We start from the raw sequence: 17,697 nt of genomic DNA, 5'->3' as shown, positions 1-17,697 counted from the left end.
CTAGTGGGGAAAGAGCAGCGCGATCGCAATCGCCAGGGTCACGACGCTGAATCCGGTGCTGGCGATGACCATCGACCCTGCCCTTGCGGAATCCAGCCGGTAGTTGACCGCGAACAAAATTCCGAAGAAGCCCGACGGCGTCGCGGCGAGCAGAATAGCCGTTTTCGCCGCGTCCTTCGTCATCGGAATGAGGCAAATGACCGCAACTGCCAGCAGCGGGCGCACGATGTCCGAAGCCACCGTTGCAGCGACGACCTTCCAGTCCAGCCGAAACGACTGCGCCGACAGAATGGCTCCGGTGAGGAACAGGGCGACGCCGGCAGCCGAACTTCCAATCAGCGCGAGGCTTGCACGGGCCAACGCGTCGAGGCTCACATCCGATAACGAGAACAGGATGCCAAGCGCGGGCGCGAGTACCACCGGCTTGGTGATCGCACGCCGAATTGCCGTCAGGACCTGCCGTGCCGCCATTTGCTCGCCGCGAGCCTTGGCGGCGCCCATTTCCGCCATGATCAGGGTCAGCGGACTGATGAGGATCGAGCCCGCCGCCAATGTGACGGCAACCGGCACAGTGCCGGCCGGCCCCACGACTGAGGTCATGATCGGAAGGCCCACGCCGGCGAGATTCGGAAAACCAATCGTCAACGCCTGTAACGATGCTTCCGACCGGGAAACCTTGGAGACCCCACGCGCGGTAAAATACCAGGCGAGATAGACCAGCAGCATCGTCACGCCGAGCACCAGGAAGAGCGGAACCTGCTCGATCATCTCACGGCGTGACGCCGAGGCTGTCGCCGCGAACAGAGAGGCCGGCAGCGCAAAATCCATCACGAGTGCGTTGAGGGCGTCGACGTGAAGATTGTCGACGATATGGAATTTTCCGGCGGCGTATCCCAGCAACAGAACGAAGAAGACCGGCACCAGCGCCATCAGGATCGCGTTGGACATCATGAAATCGGCCTTTCATGGGCGTCGACGAAGAGCGTCATCGCAAGCAGGTCGGCCGATCCACCCGGGCTGAGGCGACGGGCGACGAAGCTTTCGTGGATCGACTGCGCCCGCGCACGCCAGCCGGACACGCCGACGCCGCCTGAAGCGATGAAGCGACGCGCCGCGTCATGTGCAAAGCGAAGGCCGTCAAGCCCACCGCGATGCAGGAGGTTGGTGTCTTCGACGAATGCGATCAGCGCAAAGCACGCCTCGACCCGGGCGGCTTCCGTGTCTTCCAGCGCAATCGGCGTCGCTCCGCGCAAGGCCGGCAAGCCGATCCGGTAGACGCTGGGAAATCCGTTTGCGGCCTCCATCCGTGCACCACCCGCACGAAAGCGGCGGCGGGCTGCGCTGCCATGGCTGTGCAGCAGCACCGGACCATCGAATATGCTGTCGCCCCACAGGCGCGCCACGACAGCGCCAAGCGGAAGTCCGGGATCGACCAACCCGCCGGCTCTCGCGCCGGCCGCCGCGCACAGCAGGCCGAGCCCGAAGATCGCGCCACGGTGCGTGTTGACCCCCGCGGTCGCCGCCAGCATGGCGCGCTCCGCTTCAAGGCCGATGATGCGCAGCCGCCCCATGCCGCAGCCAAGCGCGCCCGCATCGGCCAGGCGTTGCAGGTAGGGCCTGATGGCCGCAGCACTGCGACGAAACGTGCCCGCATCCATGTCGTCGTGGCTGCCGTTGTCGACATGGCTCACCAGCCCCGGCTTCGGCCAGGTTTCGAGCTCCTGGACGAGGCAATCGGCGGCGACGGCGCCGATGGCGGAGACATCGGGCGCTATCTGCGGTCGGCGCAGAACCGGCCGTTCCAGGCCTCTTGCGGCCGTGGTGATCATGATCCCATCGCTCCCGACATGAATTGATGCCTGCCGAGCAGGACCACGCGCGCGAGGCTCTTGACCAGAAGCTCGCTGGTGCCGCTTTGGAATTCGCGCCAGTTGACCGCAGCGCCGTCGGCGCCCATCAACTCGCCATCGAGCCGCATCGGCGCATCAGTCTCGATCGCAGCGACGTCGGCGACGAAGCGATCGATGTCGGTTTCGCGGTGAAACTCGAACAGGACATCGAGATCGGAACGGTCGGTCACGTAGTCGAGCCCGGTCAGCGACTGCCAGGCCAGGCTGCCGAACACGCGCACCTCCACCGCATGGCGAAGCGCCAGCCCGTCGAGCCGGTCGAGCGTCGGCCACCAGTTGCGCGGCGCGTAGGCCCGCGCCTGCCGCAGCGACGGCGGCCTCGCGACCGAGGCGACGTGGTCGATATCAACCACGAGAGAGACCCGTTTCTTGCCGGCAGAGGGCGGCAAGGGCAGGCCTAGCGCGAAGCCGGTTGCCTCGCATGGCAGAGCGCGTCGCCTGATCGTCGGCCATCGCATTTTTGGCCAGCGCGCGAGAAGGGAATCGGCTGCGAGGTCGTCGCGCGCGTCCAGAATCGCGCGCCAGCCTTCGGGGCTGACGAAGACCAGGTCGTGACGACCCGGTTGACGCTCACCGTGCTTGCAGGGCGAGATCATGAACGCGCTCCGCGATCTCGGCGGCCTTCAGCCGGCCGCCACGCTCCTTGCCGAGCGCGTCCCGCCGGTCCTGCACGGCCGGCATGCCGGCCAGCAGCGCCTCCAACTGGTCGGCGAGCGAATTGGCATTGCTCCACGTCATGTGAACGGCGCCCATCTGTGCGAGATTGGACAGGCCCGGCGCGAACACCGGCGTCGACTTCGCCTTTTCCTGCAGGGCCTCCATCGACAGCTTGGTGACCTTCGCCATCGACGGCAGGTCCATCACCGCGGGATCGGCCCCGGGCAGTCCGACCAGCACGCGCGTCGCTAGGCCCGTCGCAAGCAGGGCGCCCGCAGCCGAGTGACCATACAGAAGGCCGACGGTCGGGTGGCCATTCATATCCGCATGGATCAGCACCTTCGCCAGATGGGCGAGGAACTCGTTCAACCCGAGCAGCTCGTCACGCTTGCTCATGCGCTGGCTGTCGCTGTCGACGAGCACCAGGATCGACCCGGAGTCCCGGTCGATCGACTCCAGGACGTGGCCCGACAGCCTGATCGCTTCGTCGACGCCTAACGCCGTCCGGTCTGCAACACCAAGCACGATCATCCGGCCGCCGGATCGCAGCGTCGCCGAGCCGAGGATGACGCCCTTGTCGTTCCTCACCTCATGGCCGTCGGGAAAGAGCGAAGCGAGGATATTATCGAGCGTCACGGCTGGTCCTCCCGATCCGGTTGGCAAGAGCAATGAACTGATCGGCCGGCAGCTCTGGAACGGCCTCGGCATGCGCGATGCCTTCCGCCGTCCAGATGTCCACGGCATCGCCGCAGTCACCGAAGCTACGCAGCCGGTCGGCAAGCCGCCGCTGCTCGGCCCTCAGTCTGTCGAGACCGAAAGGTCCGACCAGGCCGAGCAGCTCCAGCGCGGCCTCGCGAAAATCCTGCACATTGTCGTCGGCGAAGACATCGGCGGCACCGAGCAGACGGCGATGCTTGCCTCCCATGGTCCGCCAGACCAAGGCGCGATCGCGGGAATCGAACTCCTCGACGCCGCGATTGGTCTCGATCACTTCGGGGCCCGACACTGCGATACGCCCCGGCTCCGAGACGGCGAGAGCGGAGCAACAGCCTGCGATCAGGCCGCCGCCGCCATAGCATCCGGACCTGCCGCCGATCAGGCCGATGACCTTCACGCCTGCGCTGCGGGCTTCCATCAAGGCGCGCATGATCTCGGCGATGGCCAGCTCGCCAGCATTCGCCTCCTGCAAGCGGACGCCGCCGGTATCGAACAGGATCAGGACGGGGATCGAGCCGATCTGACGCGCGGCGCGGAGGAGCCCGGTCAGCTTGGCACCGTGCACCTCGCCAAACGCACCGCCCATGAAGCGGCCTTCCTGCGCAGCGACGAACACCGGCGAGTCGTCGAGGCGGCCGTGACCGACGATGATGCCGTCGTCGAACTGCTCGGGAAGGTCGAATATCTTCAGATGCGGGCTGACTTCGCGCTGCTCCGGTCCAATGAACTCGACGAAGCTGCCGGCGTCGAGCAGCAGGTCCAGCCGCGTGCGGGCCGACGCCTCGTAGAAGCTTGTGCTGCGGGCCCGTTCGGCCGGGCTGATGTCCTTGACCGGAGCGGTCATTGGCCGGCCTCCGCGATCAATCGCACCGCCTGCGCGAGCCGAAGCGACACCGTATCGGGACGCGCACCACCGTCATTGATCGAGAACTTCAGCCCGCCCGGCGAATAGCGCTCGACGAAATCACCGATCACGGCGCTCCAGACAGCTCCGAAGCCTATGGCCGCGGTCTTGATGTCCACGACGCATTCCGCATCCGGCAAGCTCCGCTCGACCAGCACTTCCAGATTTCCGGAAGCGACCACGCCGACAATCGCGCGTTGCCTGGTGCCGCCGGCTCGCGCGCGAACCTGGTGTTGAAAGTTGAGATCTTCCATGATCGGTCCCTCACCAATTCCTGAATTTTGAGGGCGGCGCGTAGAGTCCGCCCGACCAGCGCACGAGATCCTTGATCGAGCGCGCCGCCAGCAGGCTGCGATCCGCATCGAGCGGATTGATACCGAGATCTTCCGGCCTGCGGATCACGCCGCGCTCGCGCAGGCGCGAGACCATGCCGTAGTCCCGCCGTCGGCCAACGTCGGTGTAGCCGGCAACGCCACGAATGGCCTGTTCGCGCTCCTGCGCGGTGCGGCACAGCAAGAGGTTTGCCACGCCCTCTTCGGTGATGATGTGCGTGACGTCGTCGCCGTAGATCATGACCGGCGCGAGATCGAGCTTCAGCTTTTCGGCGAGCTCGATCGCATCGAGCTTCTCGACGAACAGCGGCACGTTCTTGTCGCCGAACGTCTCGCCGATCTGCACGACCAGCTTGCGGCCGCGGCGCATCAGTGCCGAACCGTCGGGATCGGCCTCTGCTCCGGCCTTCAGCCAGGGCTCGCTCGGATGGCGTCGCCCGCGGGCATCCGCCCCCATGTTCGGGGCGCCGCCGAAGCCTGCAATGCGCGAGGTGGTCACGGTCGACGAGTTCCCTTGCAGATCGATTTGCAGTGTGGAGCCGATGAACATGTCGCAAGCATAGAGACCGGCGGTCTGGCAGAAGGCGCGGTTGGAGCGCAACGAGCCGTCCGAACCGGTGAAGTAGACGTCGGATCTGGCCCGGATGTAGTCGTCCATGCCGACCTCCGACCCGAACGAGTGGATCTGCCGCACCCAGCCGGACTCGATCGCCGGAATGAGCGCGGGATGGGGATTCAGCGCGAAATGGGACGCGATCGTGCCCTTCAGCCCCAGCCTCTCGCCGAACGTCGGCAGCAGGAGCTCGATCGCGGCTGTGCTGAAGCCGATGCCGTGATTGAGCCGCTGTACGCCATAGGGCGCATAGACACCTTTGATCGCGAGCATCGCTGTCAGAATCTGGCCTTCCGTGATCGCCGCCGGATCGCGCGTGAACAGCGGCTCGACGAAGAACGGCTTGTCGGCCTTGACGATGAAATGGACACGGTCCGCCGGGATATCGACCCGCGGAACGGTGTCGACGATTTCGTTGACCTGTGCGATCACGACGCCGTCCTTGAACGCGGTCGCCTCGACCACGGTCGGGGTGTCCTCGGTATTCGGGCCGGTGTAGAGATTTCCCTCGCGGTCGGCGCTGACGGCGGCGATCAGCGCGACGTGCGGCGTAAGGTCGATAAAGTAGCGGGCGAACAATTCGAGATAGGTATGAACCGCGCCCAGCTCGATCTTGCCGCCGAACAGCATGCGCGCGATGCGCGCCGATTGCGGTCCTGAATAAGCATAGTCGAGCCGCTTTGCGACCCCGCGGTCGAATAGGTCCAGATGCTCGGGCAGAACCACACCCGACTGCACCATGTGCAGATCGTTGACCTTGGACAGATCGACCGCCAGCAGCGCGCGGCTCAAGAGATCCGCCTGCTTCTGGTTATCGCCCTCCAGGCAAACCCGGTCTCCCGATCGGACCACGGCCTCCAGCAGGCGCGTGACGTCGTGCGCTTCAACGACCTTGCCGCGGGCAAGGCCGGCTCCTGCCGCAATGCGCGCATCGCGCGCGGCTCGATTGTTCTGCCAGCTCGTCACGACCTCAGCTCCTTTGCGGCGTTGGCTCCGCTCCAGAGCGATCCCGGATTGGCACGGTCGGGATGGAGCTCGAGCATCGCCTCGTAAAGCTCGCGCGGCGATGTCGTCGCCTTATCGAGGCGGTTGAAATCGAGCAGGTATTGGCGGGTCTCAGCGATGTTGCGCGGATCGTCGTCGTTGTCCGGCTTCTTGTGTCCGGCCACCACGAAGCGCGGCTTCAAGGCATCGAGCCGGCCGAGCGCCGCGATCCATTCCAGCCGGCTCTGCGTATCGGTTTCGACCAGATAGGGATGAATGCCGTTGTACACGGTGTCGCCGGCGACAATCAGGTCGAGAGAGGGGACATGAAGAGCAGTTGAGCGGGCCGTATCGGTTCGTCCCATGTCGACGACGACGAGCTTGTGTCCCTCGAGCGTAAGCTCGCCTTCGAGGGGCGCAGCTGCGGCCAGACGCTCTGCGATCTCGCCCGGAAAGCGCTTGCGCCAGAAGCCATCGAGCGCTTCAGGTGCAAGCTGCGCCTTCATCTCCTCGACGACCTCGGGAACTGCAACGGCCTTCGCATGCGGAAAGCGATCGAGCAGCGGCGCCAGGCCGAAGAAGTGATCTCCGTGCCCGTGCGTGACATAGATCGTGGTCAGATTTCGCTCGCACGAAACGACCCAGTCCAGCAACGTCTTCGACTGCCCGGCGGTGAGGAACGTGTCGACGAGAACCGCATCCCGCTCACCGTAGATCAGCGTCGACGAATTCGCGACCCACATCAAATCCGGATTGCCGGACGGCAAGTCGCGGCTGAGTCCGGCCCGCTTCACCGTCGTCACCTTCCAGTTCAGAGCGGAGCTGGTCGTCTCGATCATTTTCATGGGAATTCTCCGGATGGAATATTCGGGGCGGCGGGAGTGCTGTCACTCCCGCCGTCCTTCCTTCTGCCGGTCGTGCGTCGGGACCAGCAAAAGCACGGTCAGCGCGTGACCGGCGACTGAATGCTGCGCGCGGCGCGGGCGATGACCGCCGCCACTTCCTTCGGACGGGACTCGTAGACCGAGTGGCTCGCGCCGGGGATCACAGTGGTCTGGCTCTTGGCGCGCTCATAGTACCAGCGCTCCAGATCCGGACTGATGATCTGGTCGTTGCCGGCGACGATGCCCCAGCTCGGCTTGGTCTTCCACGCCGCTGCCGTCAGCGGCGTGCTGAAGACCTGTGTCGCGGCCGGGACCTGCGAGCGCGCGACGAACTCAGCCCGCTCGCGCGGCAGATCCGGCGCGAACAGTTTCGGGAATTGCACGGGATCGAGATAGGTGAATTTGTCGGGGGTCATCTTGATGACGCCTTCGGTCTTCCCGAGCACGCTCGGCGTCTTCTTGCCCAGCGCCGATTCGTCCTCGCCGACGTCGGGCGCATGTGCGGCGACGTAGACAAGACCGACGACGTTGGGATGTACGCCGGCCTCGGTGATGATCGAGCCACCGTAGCTGTGACCGACGAGAAGCGTCGGGCCATCCTGCAGATCGAGAATACGTTTGGCCGCAGTGACGTCGTCGGCGAACGAGGTCTCGGGCTCCTGCACCATGGTGACGCGGAAGCCTTCCTTGCTCAGGATCTCGTAGACCGGCTTCCAGCCGGACCCATCCACCCAGGCGCCGTGCACCAGGACGATGTTCTTCAGGGGCTCCGCGCGCGCAGGGGCGACGGCCGAGAACAAGGAGAGAGCGGCGGCAAAGGCGAGGCTGGCGCTGATGTGTTTCATGTCGGGATCACTCCGGGTTGGAATGACGCGATACTAATTTCAAGGCTTGCTTGCGTATTTCCGCAAACAACTATCCTTGCCACTTCGCACGCCCGGACACGCGAGCTGCGACGATCGCTGCTGGAACATCCTCCGGACGTAGCCCCGTTGAGCGAGGCATTTTTGGGGGCTCACGTTATGTACGCTGACATTCATGACATGACCTCTCGCAAGCGTGAACGGCCGGCGTTCGTACACGAAAGACGATCGATGCGCGCCCTGTCATTCAAGGCAACGTTCCTGACGTCACTCGAAATTCAAGCATAGGATCGAACAATGACATCCATCGCAAAGTGCAGCTTGGCCCTCTTCGCCCTGCTGTACGCAACAATGCCGGCTCGTGCCGGAACCTGCACGGATGACATCGCGCAAACCCAGGCCCAGCTCGATCTGGCCATAGAAAGAGACGCTGGCTCCCACGGCTGGAAGCCGGAGAGCCTCAGCGCGCTGCGCGGCCATCAACCCACGCCCCGCTCGCTCGCGGAAGCAGCTGGTGGCAATGGCATCGATTTCACCGAGGCGCTCGACTCGCTCGATCGCGCGCGCACCGCCAATCGCGGCGGCGACCTCGCCGCGTGCAGTCGGGAGATCGCACACGCCCGGGCCATCCTGAGATAGCGAAGGCTATCTCAGGCCAACGGCGAGGCGATGCGTCGAACGTGGTCGCGCAAGACAGAATGCGATGCACGACGCACCGGATTCGCCTCGTCGTCGTGCAGCCGGGCAGCAGGGCGTGCGTTCTGGAAATACCCGCGCCGGCGCAGCTTCCTATTGTTCGATCGCAGTCGGCCGGAGCTTTCATCCATGCGACAACAATATTCAACATACAACGGTGTGATGCTTGCGACCGCCATGCTGTGGCTGGTCCCGGCTGCGGCCATCGCTCAAACAACGGCGCCGGGAATGCAGCCTCCCGCCGGCATGCTTGCGACGTCGCCGCTCAACCCGCAATCCACGCGGCCAGTGGGCATTCCGTTGGGATCGACCGAAATCGTAACGCCCGGCATCTCGCCGATCAACCCTGCGCCAAGCACGAGCGCCTGCGCCGGGTCCGGCAACGCCGCATCGACCGGAGCATTGTTCGACGGCGGCGGGTTGTCCGGCACCTCATCGACCACTTGTGCCGGCAGCACCGCAGCGGTCCCGTCCCTGCCCTCGACATCGACGGTCGGCCGCGTCGGAATTCCGCTGGGCGCCACTGAAATCGGAGGAGCCGGAATTAGTCCGTCCGTGCCGGTGGCTGGCCCGACGCCCTTGAACGGCACAACGTCCTTGAACGGCACGACATCGATCGACAGCTCCGGCAGTCCCTGAAATTCCGGCAGTCCCTGAAATCATGGAGGATCATCACCGTGAAACGGAACCTCACCATTGCGCTCCTCACTCTCGCTGCGATCATGCTCGGCGCGGGCTTCTGGTTCTTCGGCACCGACCGATCGCCGGCCGTGGCAGCCGCACCCGTGCCCGCTGCGGTGCCGGTGGTCGCCGCCACGGTCACGGGCAAGGACGTTCCGATCTATCTGCACGGCATCGGCACGGTGATCGCTTACAACACCGACGTCGTGCGCAGCCAGATTCAAGGACAGATCGTCAAGATCGCCTTCACCGAGGGACAGGCCGTCAAGGCCGGCGACTTGCTCGCCCAGATCGATCCACGTCCTTACGAGGCCCAGATCGAGCAGTTGACGGCCAATCGCGACAGGGACCAGGCGCAGCTCGCGAATGCCGAAGCCAATCTCTCCCGCTACAATCAACTCGGCGACAAGGGCTATGCGACCCCGCAACTGATCGAGACGCAGACGGCGCAGGTGGCGCAGCTCAGGGCCGCCGTGAAGGCGGACCAGGCCCAGATCGACGAGGCCAATGTCCAGCTGAGCTATACGCGCCTCTCGTCGGCCGTTCCCGGCATCACCGGCGTTCGCCAAATCGATGTCGGCAATGTCATTCATCCGACCGACGCCAACGGCCTCGTCGTCGTCACCCAGATCGAGCCGATCTCGCTGCTGTTCACCCTGCCGCAGGCAGACCTGCCGAGGATCCAGGAGCACGCAGCAAAGGGCGCCCTGAAGGTCATCGCCTACAGCCAGGACAACAAGACGAAGCTCGACGAAGGCACGCTACTGCTGGTCAACAACGAGATCGCGGGAACGACCGGCACCGTCCAGCTCAAGGCGGTGTTCCCGAACCATGAGCACCGGCTATGGCCGGGGCAGCTGGTGAATGCGCGCCTGCTGCTCGAGATTCAGAAGGATGCGCTCACTGTCGCCGGCTCGGCCGTGCAGCAGGGCCCGAACGGCAGCTATGTCTATGTCGTATCCGCTGACCAGACGGTTACCTTGCGTCCCGTTCACGTCGCCCAGATCACCGATGGCCAGGCCCTGATCGACCAGGGCCTGAAATCCGGTGACGTTGTCGTCGTCGACGGCCAGTATCGACTGACGGAAGGCAGCCGCGTTCTCGAGCTGCACGGCAAGGCCGCGCGTGAAGCCGACCTGCAGAGCGCCGTGCAGGATGCGATCCCATGAACATTTCCGCGCCCTTCATCCTGCGGCCGATCGCAACCGCGCTGCTGATGGCGGGCCTGCTGCTGTGCGGCCTTGCGGCTTATCCCCTGTTGCCGGTCGGCGCGCTGCCGAACGTCAACTACCCGACCATCCAGATCTCGGCGCAACTGCCCGGCGCCGACCCGGGCACGATCGCCTCGTCGCTGGCCACTCCGCTCGAGCAGCAGCTCAGCCAGATTCCCGGTATCACTCAGCTCACCTCGTCCAGTGCGCTCGGCGTGGCCCAGCTCACGGTGCAATTCGAGCTGTCGCGCACGGTGGACAGCGCGGCGGTGGACGTGCTGGCCGCGATCAATGCCGCGAGCCCGTTCCTGCCGCCGAATATCCCCTACCCGCCGACGATCCGGAAGGTGAACCCGGCGGAGACGCCGATCATGCTGATCGCGCTGACGTCCGACTCGCTGCCGCTGACCACGGTCGATGCCTATGCGGAGAACATCCTGCTGCCGAAGATCTCGCAGGTGCCGGGCGTGGGCCTCGTCGGCATCGGCGGCCAGCAGAAACCCGCAATCCGCGTTCGCGTCAATCCGCAGGCGCTCGCTGCGCGCGGCATCGGCCTCGAAGACGTCCGCAACGTGATCGCCGGCGCCAATGTCGACCTGCCCAAGGGCACGCTCAACAGCCCGCGCGTTACCTATACGCTGAACACCAACGATCAGTTGCTCAAGCCCGCCGCCTATGAAGACCTCATCATCGCCTATCGTAACGGCTCACCGGTGCGGATACGCGACATCGGCACGGCGGTCGACGGGCCCGAGAACGACCTCTTGGCCGGCTGGTACGGCAATGATCGCGCCATCATCCTGGCGGTGCAGCGCGTTCCCGGCGCCAACGTGATCCAAACCGTCGACCGCATCAAGAAGCTGCTGCCGCAACTGCAGGCCTCCGTTCCGCCCGCGATCAAGGTGACGATTGCCGCCGACCGGACCGCCACCATTCGCGCCGCCGTCTCCGACGTTCAATTCACGCTGATGCTGACGGTCGCACTCGTGGTGATGGTGATATTCCTGTTTCTGCGGAATTTCTGGGCCACGATCATCCCGGCGATCACGGTTCCCCTGTCGCTGGTCGGCACGTTCGCGGTGCTTTACGTGCTCGGCTACAGCCTGGACAACCTCTCGCTGATGGCACTGTCGATCGCGGTGGGCTTCGTGGTCGACGATGCCGTCGTCGTCATCGAGAACATCGTGCGCCATCTCGAGCAGGGTATGACGCCGATGGAGGCCGCGCTCAAAGGTTCCAGCGAAATCGGCTTCACGATCGTCTCCATCACCCTGTCGCTGATCGCGGTGTTCATCCCGCTGTTCCTGATGGGCGGCTATGTCGGCAAGCTGTTCCAGGAATTCGCGATCACGATTACCGCCGCGCTGCTGCTGTCGCTCATCATCTCGCTGACGCTGACGCCAATGATGTGCGCGCGCCTGCTGAAGGACGACTCGCGGGCGAAGCACGGCCGGCTTTACCTCGCCTTCGAACGCGGCTTCGATGCCCTGCTCGCACTGTATGCGAGAGGCCTGCGAATCGTGTTGCGCCATCGCTTCGTGACGCTGCTGGTGATGCTCTCGACCATCGCGCTGACCGGCTACCTCTACGTCATCATACCGAAGGGTTTCTTCCCGCAACAGGACACCGGGCAGATCGTCGGCATCACCGAAGCCGCACAGGACATCTCCTTCCCCGCCATGTCCGAGCGCCAGCAGGCGGTCGTCGACATCCTCTCGAAGGATCCAGCGGTCCAGTCGGTGGCGAGTTATATCGGCCCGGGCGGCCCGACCGCGACGCTCAACCAGGGACGCATCTTCATCGTCCTGAAGCCGAAGCCCGAGCGCAAGGCCAGCGCCGATCAAATCATCGAGCGGCTAGGGCCTGCGCTCTCCCATATTCAGGGCATCAGGCTTTACATGCAGGCCGCGCAGGACATCACCATCGGCGCACGGCTGTCGAAGACTCAGTATCAGTACACGCTGACGGACGCCGATTCCAACGAGCTCACCAACTGGTCGGCGATCTTTCTGGAGAAGCTCCGCGCGCTCGACCTCATCACCGATGTCGCGAGCGACCAGGCCAATGCCGGCCCGAGGCTGGAGGTCACCGTCAATCGCGAGGTCGCATCGAGCTTCGGCATCCTGCCCACGACGATCGACAACACGCTCGATGACGCATTCGGCCAGCGCATCGTCTCCACGATGTTCACCTCGCTGAACCAGTACCATGTCGTGATGGAGGTCGACCCACGTTTTCAGTACGGCCCCGAAGCGCTCAAGGACATCTACCTGAACTCGGCCACCGGCCAGCAGGTCCCCCTGAGCACGCTGGTTCACAGCGAAATCAAGCCCGCGCCGATCCTGATCAACCACCAGAGCCTGTTCCCCTCGGTGACAATCTCGTTCAACCTGAAGCCCGGCGTCGCACTGGGCGACGCGGTGGCGGCGATCCAGAACATCGAGAAGAGCACCGGCAAGCCCGCCTCGCTAACAGCTTCGTTCCAGGGCAATGCGCAGGCGTTCCAGTCCTCCCTGTCGGGCACGCCGCTATTGATCGGCGCGGCGCTGATCGTGATCTACATTATCCTCGGTGTGCTCTATGAGAGCCTGATCCACCCCATTACGATCCTGTCGACGCTGCCGTCGGCAGGCATCGGCGCGCTGCTCTTGCTGCTGGCGGTCCACGTGGATCTCAGCGTCATCGCCATCATCGGCATCATCCTGCTGATCGGCATCGTCAAGAAGAACGGCATCATGCTGGTCGATTTCGCCCTCGAGGTGGAGCGCCAGCACGGGCTCAGCCCGGAAGAGGCGATCTACCAGGCCTGCACGCTGCGCTTCCGCCCCATCCTGATGACGACGATGGCGGCGCTGCTGGGCGGCGTACCGCTGATGATCGGCTCCGGCACCGGCGCCGAGCTGCGTCAGCCGCTCGGCTACACTATCGTCGGCGGTCTGATGTTATCGCAGATCCTGACGCTCTACACGACGCCCGTCGTCTATCTCTATCTGGACCGGCTCAGCAATTGGCTCACCGGACGCAAGCCGCGGTCGGCCGAGACATCCACTCCAGCCACGCGCGAAGCGGATACTGGATTGCGCCATGAATCCGCTTGAGTAGTTAACTGGCGGCATGATGCCAGCTCGATCACAGCTTCGTGCGTTTTGACAAAGCGCCGACGAAAACGCAAAAGACCGGCCTCCGGCGGGGCGGTAAACCTTTTGCATGACGCTCGAATGCCTGGATGGCTCCGACCCCGTACAGCCTCGCCGATGGTGGCGCCGTTTGCTGCCGATCCAGACAATACAGGATCGGATTCTGCTGTGGGCTTGGGGTAGCCTTGTTTTGACCCTGCTGTCCTTCGCCTGTTCACTGCTTGGAGAAAATTTTACGGCGATCGCTTTCGCTGCTTTTCTGGCCGCTTCGCTGACGCTCGTCGGCGCGGTCATGGACATCACCGCGCAGAAGAAGGCCCATGGCGAGCTGGAGCGGAGCGAGCAGCGTTACCGCCATTTGTTCAGCCGGATGCCGATCGCGCTTCGGCAGCTCGACACCAGCAGGCTGATGGCGCTGTTCCGAAAGTTGCGCGCCGAGGGCGTTACCGATCTGGGCCTCTATCTCGATAGCCATCCCGATTTCCTCCGGACCTGCATGGACGCACTCTCGATTCAGGAGGCCAACGAACGGGCCATCCAGAGTTTCGGGGAAGGCTATGTCGGACGTTCCATGGCCGAGACCTGGAAGCAACGTCCAGATACGTTCCGCCGGGCTATCGAGTCCCGCTTCCGCGGAGAAACGAATTTCGAGGAAGAGACCCAGATGGTCACGTGGGACGGCCGCATCGTCGACGTTCTCTTTACGACGGCTCGCGTCGGCCCCATTGACAATCTCGAAGCAAGCCTGGTCGTTACCATCGACATTTCCGAACGCATTCGCGCCCAGCAGAAGCTCCAGCAGGCACAGGCCGAGTTCGCGCATGCCGCGCGCGTCTCGATGCTCGGCGAGCTCACCGCGTCGATCGCGCACGAGGTCAATCAGCCGCTGGCCGCCATCGCCACCAACGGCGCCGCCGGCCTACGGTGGCTGAACAGGCCCACGCCCGATATCCTCGAGATCCGCAAGACCATCGAGAACATTGTCGTGGATACCCAGCGCGCCGCGAACATCGTGGCGCGCGTTCACGGGATGGCCTCCCGGAAAGCCCCCGAGCAGGCATTGCTGTCCTTTGACGAGATCATCCGCGAAGCACTTCTTTTCCTTCAACACGAGATGGAATCCCGCAGCGTGACGATCCTGCACCGGCCTGATCCGACCAGCCCGCAGGTGCTCGGTGACCGCACCCAGCTCCAGCAGGTGATCGTCAATCTGGCCATCAACGCGGTGCAGGCGATGACGCAAGCGGGATGTGACGATCGTAGGATCGTCATCAGCACGGTCACACAGGACGCGTCGAAATTGTGCTGCTCCGTGGAGGACAACGGTCCTGGCATCGCCGAACATGTCGATCGGCTGTTTGAAAGCTTTTTCACGACCAAGGACAGCGGGATGGGCATGGGACTCCCGATCTGCCGGTCGATCATCGAGGCGCATGGAGGCAGGATCGGCGCCGACGGCAACGGCGCGAATGGCGGCGCCCGCTTCTGGTTCACGCTGCCGGTCTCCGTCCCGGCGGATTCGCCGCGCTGCGACCTCCACGCCGATACCTGAGCGCGACGTCTACGACTCTACAGCTATTCCAAGGGAAACGTACCAGGCGGACCGGAACGCCTTTGTATGACGGCGTGAAGCTGAGGGGATCGTAGGCGTAGAGCGGTACCAGCGGATTGGTCTCCGGATAGTACGCCGCACAACAGCCGGTCGGGAAGGAATAGGCCACGACACGGAAGTTGCGCACGATCCGCTCGGCGCCATCGGTCGAGGCGGTGATCAGGTCGACGCGGTCGCCGTCAGCAAGTCCGCGCCTCTTCAACTCGTATTCGTTGAGGAACACCACGTCGCGCTGGCCGAACACGCCGCGATAGCGGTCCGACATCGAGTAGAGCGTGGTGTTGTACTGATCGTGGCTGCGGATCGTCGTGAGCCAGAGGAAATCGGGATCACTCTGCGGCGGATCCTCGCCGCAGCCCGGAAAGACCAGGAAGTTCGCCTTGCCCGACGGCGTCGCCCAGACACGCTCGCGTGCCGTCGAGGTGAGGTGAAAGCCGCCGGGGACGCGGATGCGGGCATTGTAGCCCTGGAAGATGGGGAATACCGCCTCGATCGCGTCGCGGATGCGGTCGTAGTCGCCAAGGAAGCCGTCCCAATCGACCACCGTGCGCTCGCCCAGCGTCGCCTTGGCAACGCCGGCGACGATCGCGACCTCGCTGCGAAGATGCTCCGATGCCGGCTTGTTGCGACCGCCCGACGCATGCACCATCGACATCGAATCCTCCACCGTGATCGACTGCGGCCCCGACGCCTGGACGTCGATCTCGGTGCGTCCGAGGCAGGGCAGGATCAGGGCGGCGCGGCCATGGATCAGGTGGCTGCGGTTGAGCTTGGTCGAGACGTGGACGGTCAGATCGAGCTTGCCAAGCGCCGCCTGGGTCGCCTGCCAATCCGGAATGGCCGCGGCGAAGTTGCCGCCCATTGCGAAGAACGCCTTCACCTCGCCGCGGATCATCGCCTCTAGCGCGGTCACTACGTTGTGTCCCGGCGCGGCCGGAGGCTTGAAGCCGAAGCGTTGCTCCAGGCGCTCGAGGAAGTCGGCCTTGGGGGCCTCAGTGATCCCCACGGTCCGATCTCCCTGCACGTTGGAATGACCGCGAACCGGGCAGACGCCGGCGCCATCGCGCCCGACATTGCCGCGCAACAGCGCGAGGTTGGCGATCTGCTGGACGTTGTTCGCGCCGCGCCAGTGCTGGGTGATGCCCATGCCGTAGACGAGGATGGCGCGCTCGACCTTCATATAGGCGCCGGCCGCATATTCCATGTCCTCGCGCGTCAGGCCGGACTGACGTTCGATATCCGGCCATTGCGTGCGTTTGAGGTCGTCGATCAGCGCTTCAACGCCGACCGTGTGGCCGCGAATGAAATCCCAGTCGAGTATCTCCGGCTGCTCGGCGGCACGGGCGGCCTCGTCGGCTTCCACCAGGATCTTCATGATCCCCTTGAGGACAGCGACGTCGCCGCCGACCCGCACCTGGAACAGTTTTGAGCTGATCGTCGTCGATGACAGCGTGATCATCTCGACCGGGCTCTGCGGCGCCTGGAAGCGCTCCAGCGCCCGCTCACGGAACGGGTTGAACGAGATGATGGAGGCGCCGCGACGTGCCGCGTTACGCAGGCTGGTCATCATCCGCGGGCTGTTGGTGCCCGGGTTCTGGCCGAAGATAAAGATGCAATCCGTCTTGTCGAAATCCTCCAGCAGCACCGTGCCCTTGCCGACGCCCAGCGAGTACGGCAGGCCGACGCTGGTCGCCTCGTGGCACATGTTCGAGCAGTCGGGAAAGTTGTTGGTGCCGTATTCGCGCACGAAGAGCTGATAGAGGAAGGCGGCTTCGTTCGAGGTTCGCCCGGACGTGTAGAACTCCGCCATGTTCGGATCCGGCAGCGCCCGAAGCTCGCGACCGATCATGTCGAACGCATCGCTCCACTCCACCGGGAGATAGCGGTCGGACACGGCGTCGTAAGCCATCGGATGGGTGAGCCGCCCGACCATTTCGAGATCGTGATCGTTCCAGCTCGCGAGCTCCGTGACAGTATGCTCGGCGAAGAATTCCGGAGTGCAGCGCTTCGATGTTGTCTCCCAGGCGATCGCCTTGCCGCCGTTCTCGCAAAATTCGAATGATGAGGTGTGCTTCGGATCGGGCCAGGCGCAGCCGGGGCAATCAAAGCCATCCGGCTGATTCATCCGGCTCAGCGTCGCTGCGCCCTTCAACGGTACCCGCTGCACCAACAGCGCTTCGCTGAGCGCCTTGAGAGCGCCCCAGCCGCCGGCGGGCTCATGGTAGGGACGAACCGATTTCGCAGTCATCTCGATATCTCTCGATGAGCAACTCTCCAAGCCAGTTAAGGATCGTGCAGGCAGAGCCGTCTTTTCAAAACGAAGCCGAATTTCTCAATTGCACACGTTCGGACTCGGCCCCGCCAGTTGAAGCAGCCAGTGCATTCCGGAAAAAGGAAGGCCGTTCGCGGAAGCTGTGCCGGCAGCCAGGAACTAGGCTTTGAATCCGGAGCCCCGTCGCCACAGAGGGCTTTTGACTATTCTCAGGAGGCCCCAAT

The 17,697-nt window shown here is 64.2% G+C and carries 15 protein-coding genes; 4 read left to right on the top strand and 11 right to left on the bottom strand.

Features of this window, described 5'->3' with window-relative positions; genetic code table 11:
• The 9 genes from ABIB90_RS13135 to ABIB90_RS13095 all read right to left on the bottom strand — a co-directional run bounded on the left by ABIB90_RS13135 (nt 1) and on the right by ABIB90_RS13095 (nt 7,846).
• Nucleotides 1–951 carry an AEC family transporter gene (locus ABIB90_RS13135; RefSeq protein WP_354200806.1) on the bottom strand — a complete coding sequence of 317 codons (951 nt, stop codon included), beginning with the start codon at nt 949–951 and terminating at the stop codon, nt 1–3.
• Nucleotides 948–1,829: a triphosphoribosyl-dephospho-CoA synthase MdcB gene (gene mdcB, locus ABIB90_RS13130; RefSeq protein ID WP_354160360.1), complete on the bottom strand. Its 882-nt coding sequence runs from the start codon at nt 1,827–1,829 to the stop codon at nt 948–950. Before mdcB ends, ABIB90_RS13135 begins: the two co-directional genes overlap by 4 nt.
• Entirely contained in the window at nt 1,826–2,506 is a 681-nt protein-coding gene (mdcG, locus tag ABIB90_RS13125; RefSeq protein WP_354200805.1) for a malonate decarboxylase holo-[acyl-carrier-protein] synthase, read from the bottom strand. Before mdcG ends, mdcB begins: the two co-directional genes overlap by 4 nt.
• The gene (gene mdcE / locus ABIB90_RS13120) at nt 2,481–3,203 is read right to left on the bottom strand and encodes a biotin-independent malonate decarboxylase subunit gamma (RefSeq protein WP_354200804.1); all 723 of its coding nucleotides are present in this window, start codon (nt 3,201–3,203) and stop codon (nt 2,481–2,483) included. The genes mdcG and mdcE overlap by 26 nt, the downstream gene beginning before the upstream one ends.
• Complete coding sequence (locus ABIB90_RS13115; protein WP_354200803.1) at nt 3,190–4,128, bottom strand: biotin-independent malonate decarboxylase subunit beta; 939 nt, start codon at nt 4,126–4,128, stop codon at nt 3,190–3,192. Before ABIB90_RS13115 ends, mdcE begins: the two co-directional genes overlap by 14 nt.
• A complete protein-coding gene (gene mdcC / locus ABIB90_RS13110; protein WP_007596039.1) occupies nt 4,125–4,442 on the bottom strand; it encodes a malonate decarboxylase acyl carrier protein in 318 nt (105 codons plus the stop codon). The genes ABIB90_RS13115 and mdcC overlap by 4 nt, the downstream gene beginning before the upstream one ends.
• A 10-nt stretch (nt 4,443–4,452) precedes the next feature.
• The gene (gene mdcA, locus ABIB90_RS13105) at nt 4,453–6,099 is read right to left on the bottom strand and encodes a malonate decarboxylase subunit alpha (protein WP_007596043.1); all 1,647 of its coding nucleotides are present in this window, start codon (nt 6,097–6,099) and stop codon (nt 4,453–4,455) included.
• Nucleotides 6,096–6,962 (bottom strand): MBL fold metallo-hydrolase, encoded by an 867-nt coding sequence (locus tag ABIB90_RS13100; RefSeq protein ID WP_219681589.1) that lies wholly within the window; start codon nt 6,960–6,962, stop codon nt 6,096–6,098. Before ABIB90_RS13100 ends, mdcA begins: the two co-directional genes overlap by 4 nt.
• A gap of 98 nt (nt 6,963–7,060) precedes the next feature.
• Nucleotides 7,061–7,846 (bottom strand): alpha/beta hydrolase, encoded by a 786-nt coding sequence (locus ABIB90_RS13095; protein WP_354200802.1) that lies wholly within the window; start codon nt 7,844–7,846, stop codon nt 7,061–7,063.
• Between the two features lie 315 nt (nt 7,847–8,161).
• Between ABIB90_RS13095 and ABIB90_RS13090 the strand changes: the two genes are divergently transcribed.
• Entirely contained in the window at nt 8,162–8,503 is a 342-nt protein-coding gene (locus ABIB90_RS13090) for a hypothetical protein (protein ID WP_007596049.1), read from the top strand.
• Nucleotides 8,504–8,769: 266 nt separating this feature from the next.
• Here ABIB90_RS13090 and ABIB90_RS13085 read toward each other — a convergent pair whose 3' ends face one another.
• On the bottom strand, nt 8,770–9,168 hold the full coding sequence (locus ABIB90_RS13085; protein WP_354160346.1) for a hypothetical protein: 399 nt from the start codon (nt 9,166–9,168) through the stop codon (nt 8,770–8,772).
• Between the two features lie 69 nt (nt 9,169–9,237).
• On the opposite strand from ABIB90_RS13085, the gene ABIB90_RS13080 reads away from it, so the two are divergent.
• The 3 genes from ABIB90_RS13080 to ABIB90_RS13070 all read left to right on the top strand — a co-directional run bounded on the left by ABIB90_RS13080 (nt 9,238) and on the right by ABIB90_RS13070 (nt 15,141).
• Complete coding sequence (locus tag ABIB90_RS13080; RefSeq protein WP_354160344.1) at nt 9,238–10,410, top strand: efflux RND transporter periplasmic adaptor subunit; 1,173 nt, start codon at nt 9,238–9,240, stop codon at nt 10,408–10,410.
• Entirely contained in the window at nt 10,407–13,550 is a 3,144-nt protein-coding gene (locus ABIB90_RS13075; protein WP_354200801.1) for an efflux RND transporter permease subunit, read from the top strand. Before ABIB90_RS13080 ends, ABIB90_RS13075 begins: the two co-directional genes overlap by 4 nt.
• A 229-nt stretch (nt 13,551–13,779) precedes the next feature.
• Nucleotides 13,780–15,141 (top strand): PAS domain-containing sensor histidine kinase, encoded by a 1,362-nt coding sequence (locus tag ABIB90_RS13070; protein ID WP_354160340.1) that lies wholly within the window; start codon nt 13,780–13,782, stop codon nt 15,139–15,141.
• On the opposite strand, the gene ABIB90_RS13065 is transcribed toward ABIB90_RS13070, so the two are convergent.
• Nucleotides 15,080–17,449: an FdhF/YdeP family oxidoreductase gene (locus ABIB90_RS13065; RefSeq protein WP_354200800.1), complete on the bottom strand. Its 2,370-nt coding sequence runs from the start codon at nt 17,447–17,449 to the stop codon at nt 15,080–15,082. The genes ABIB90_RS13070 and ABIB90_RS13065 overlap by 62 nt on opposite strands.
• Between the last annotated feature and the right edge of the window lie 248 nt (nt 17,450–17,697).

Origin of the sequence: Bradyrhizobium sp. JR4.1 (genome assembly GCF_040548605.1) — a bacterium.
GTDB classification, from domain to species: domain Bacteria; phylum Pseudomonadota; class Alphaproteobacteria; order Rhizobiales; family Xanthobacteraceae; genus Bradyrhizobium; species Bradyrhizobium canariense.
This window is presented reverse-complemented; position numbering and strand designations above follow the sequence as displayed.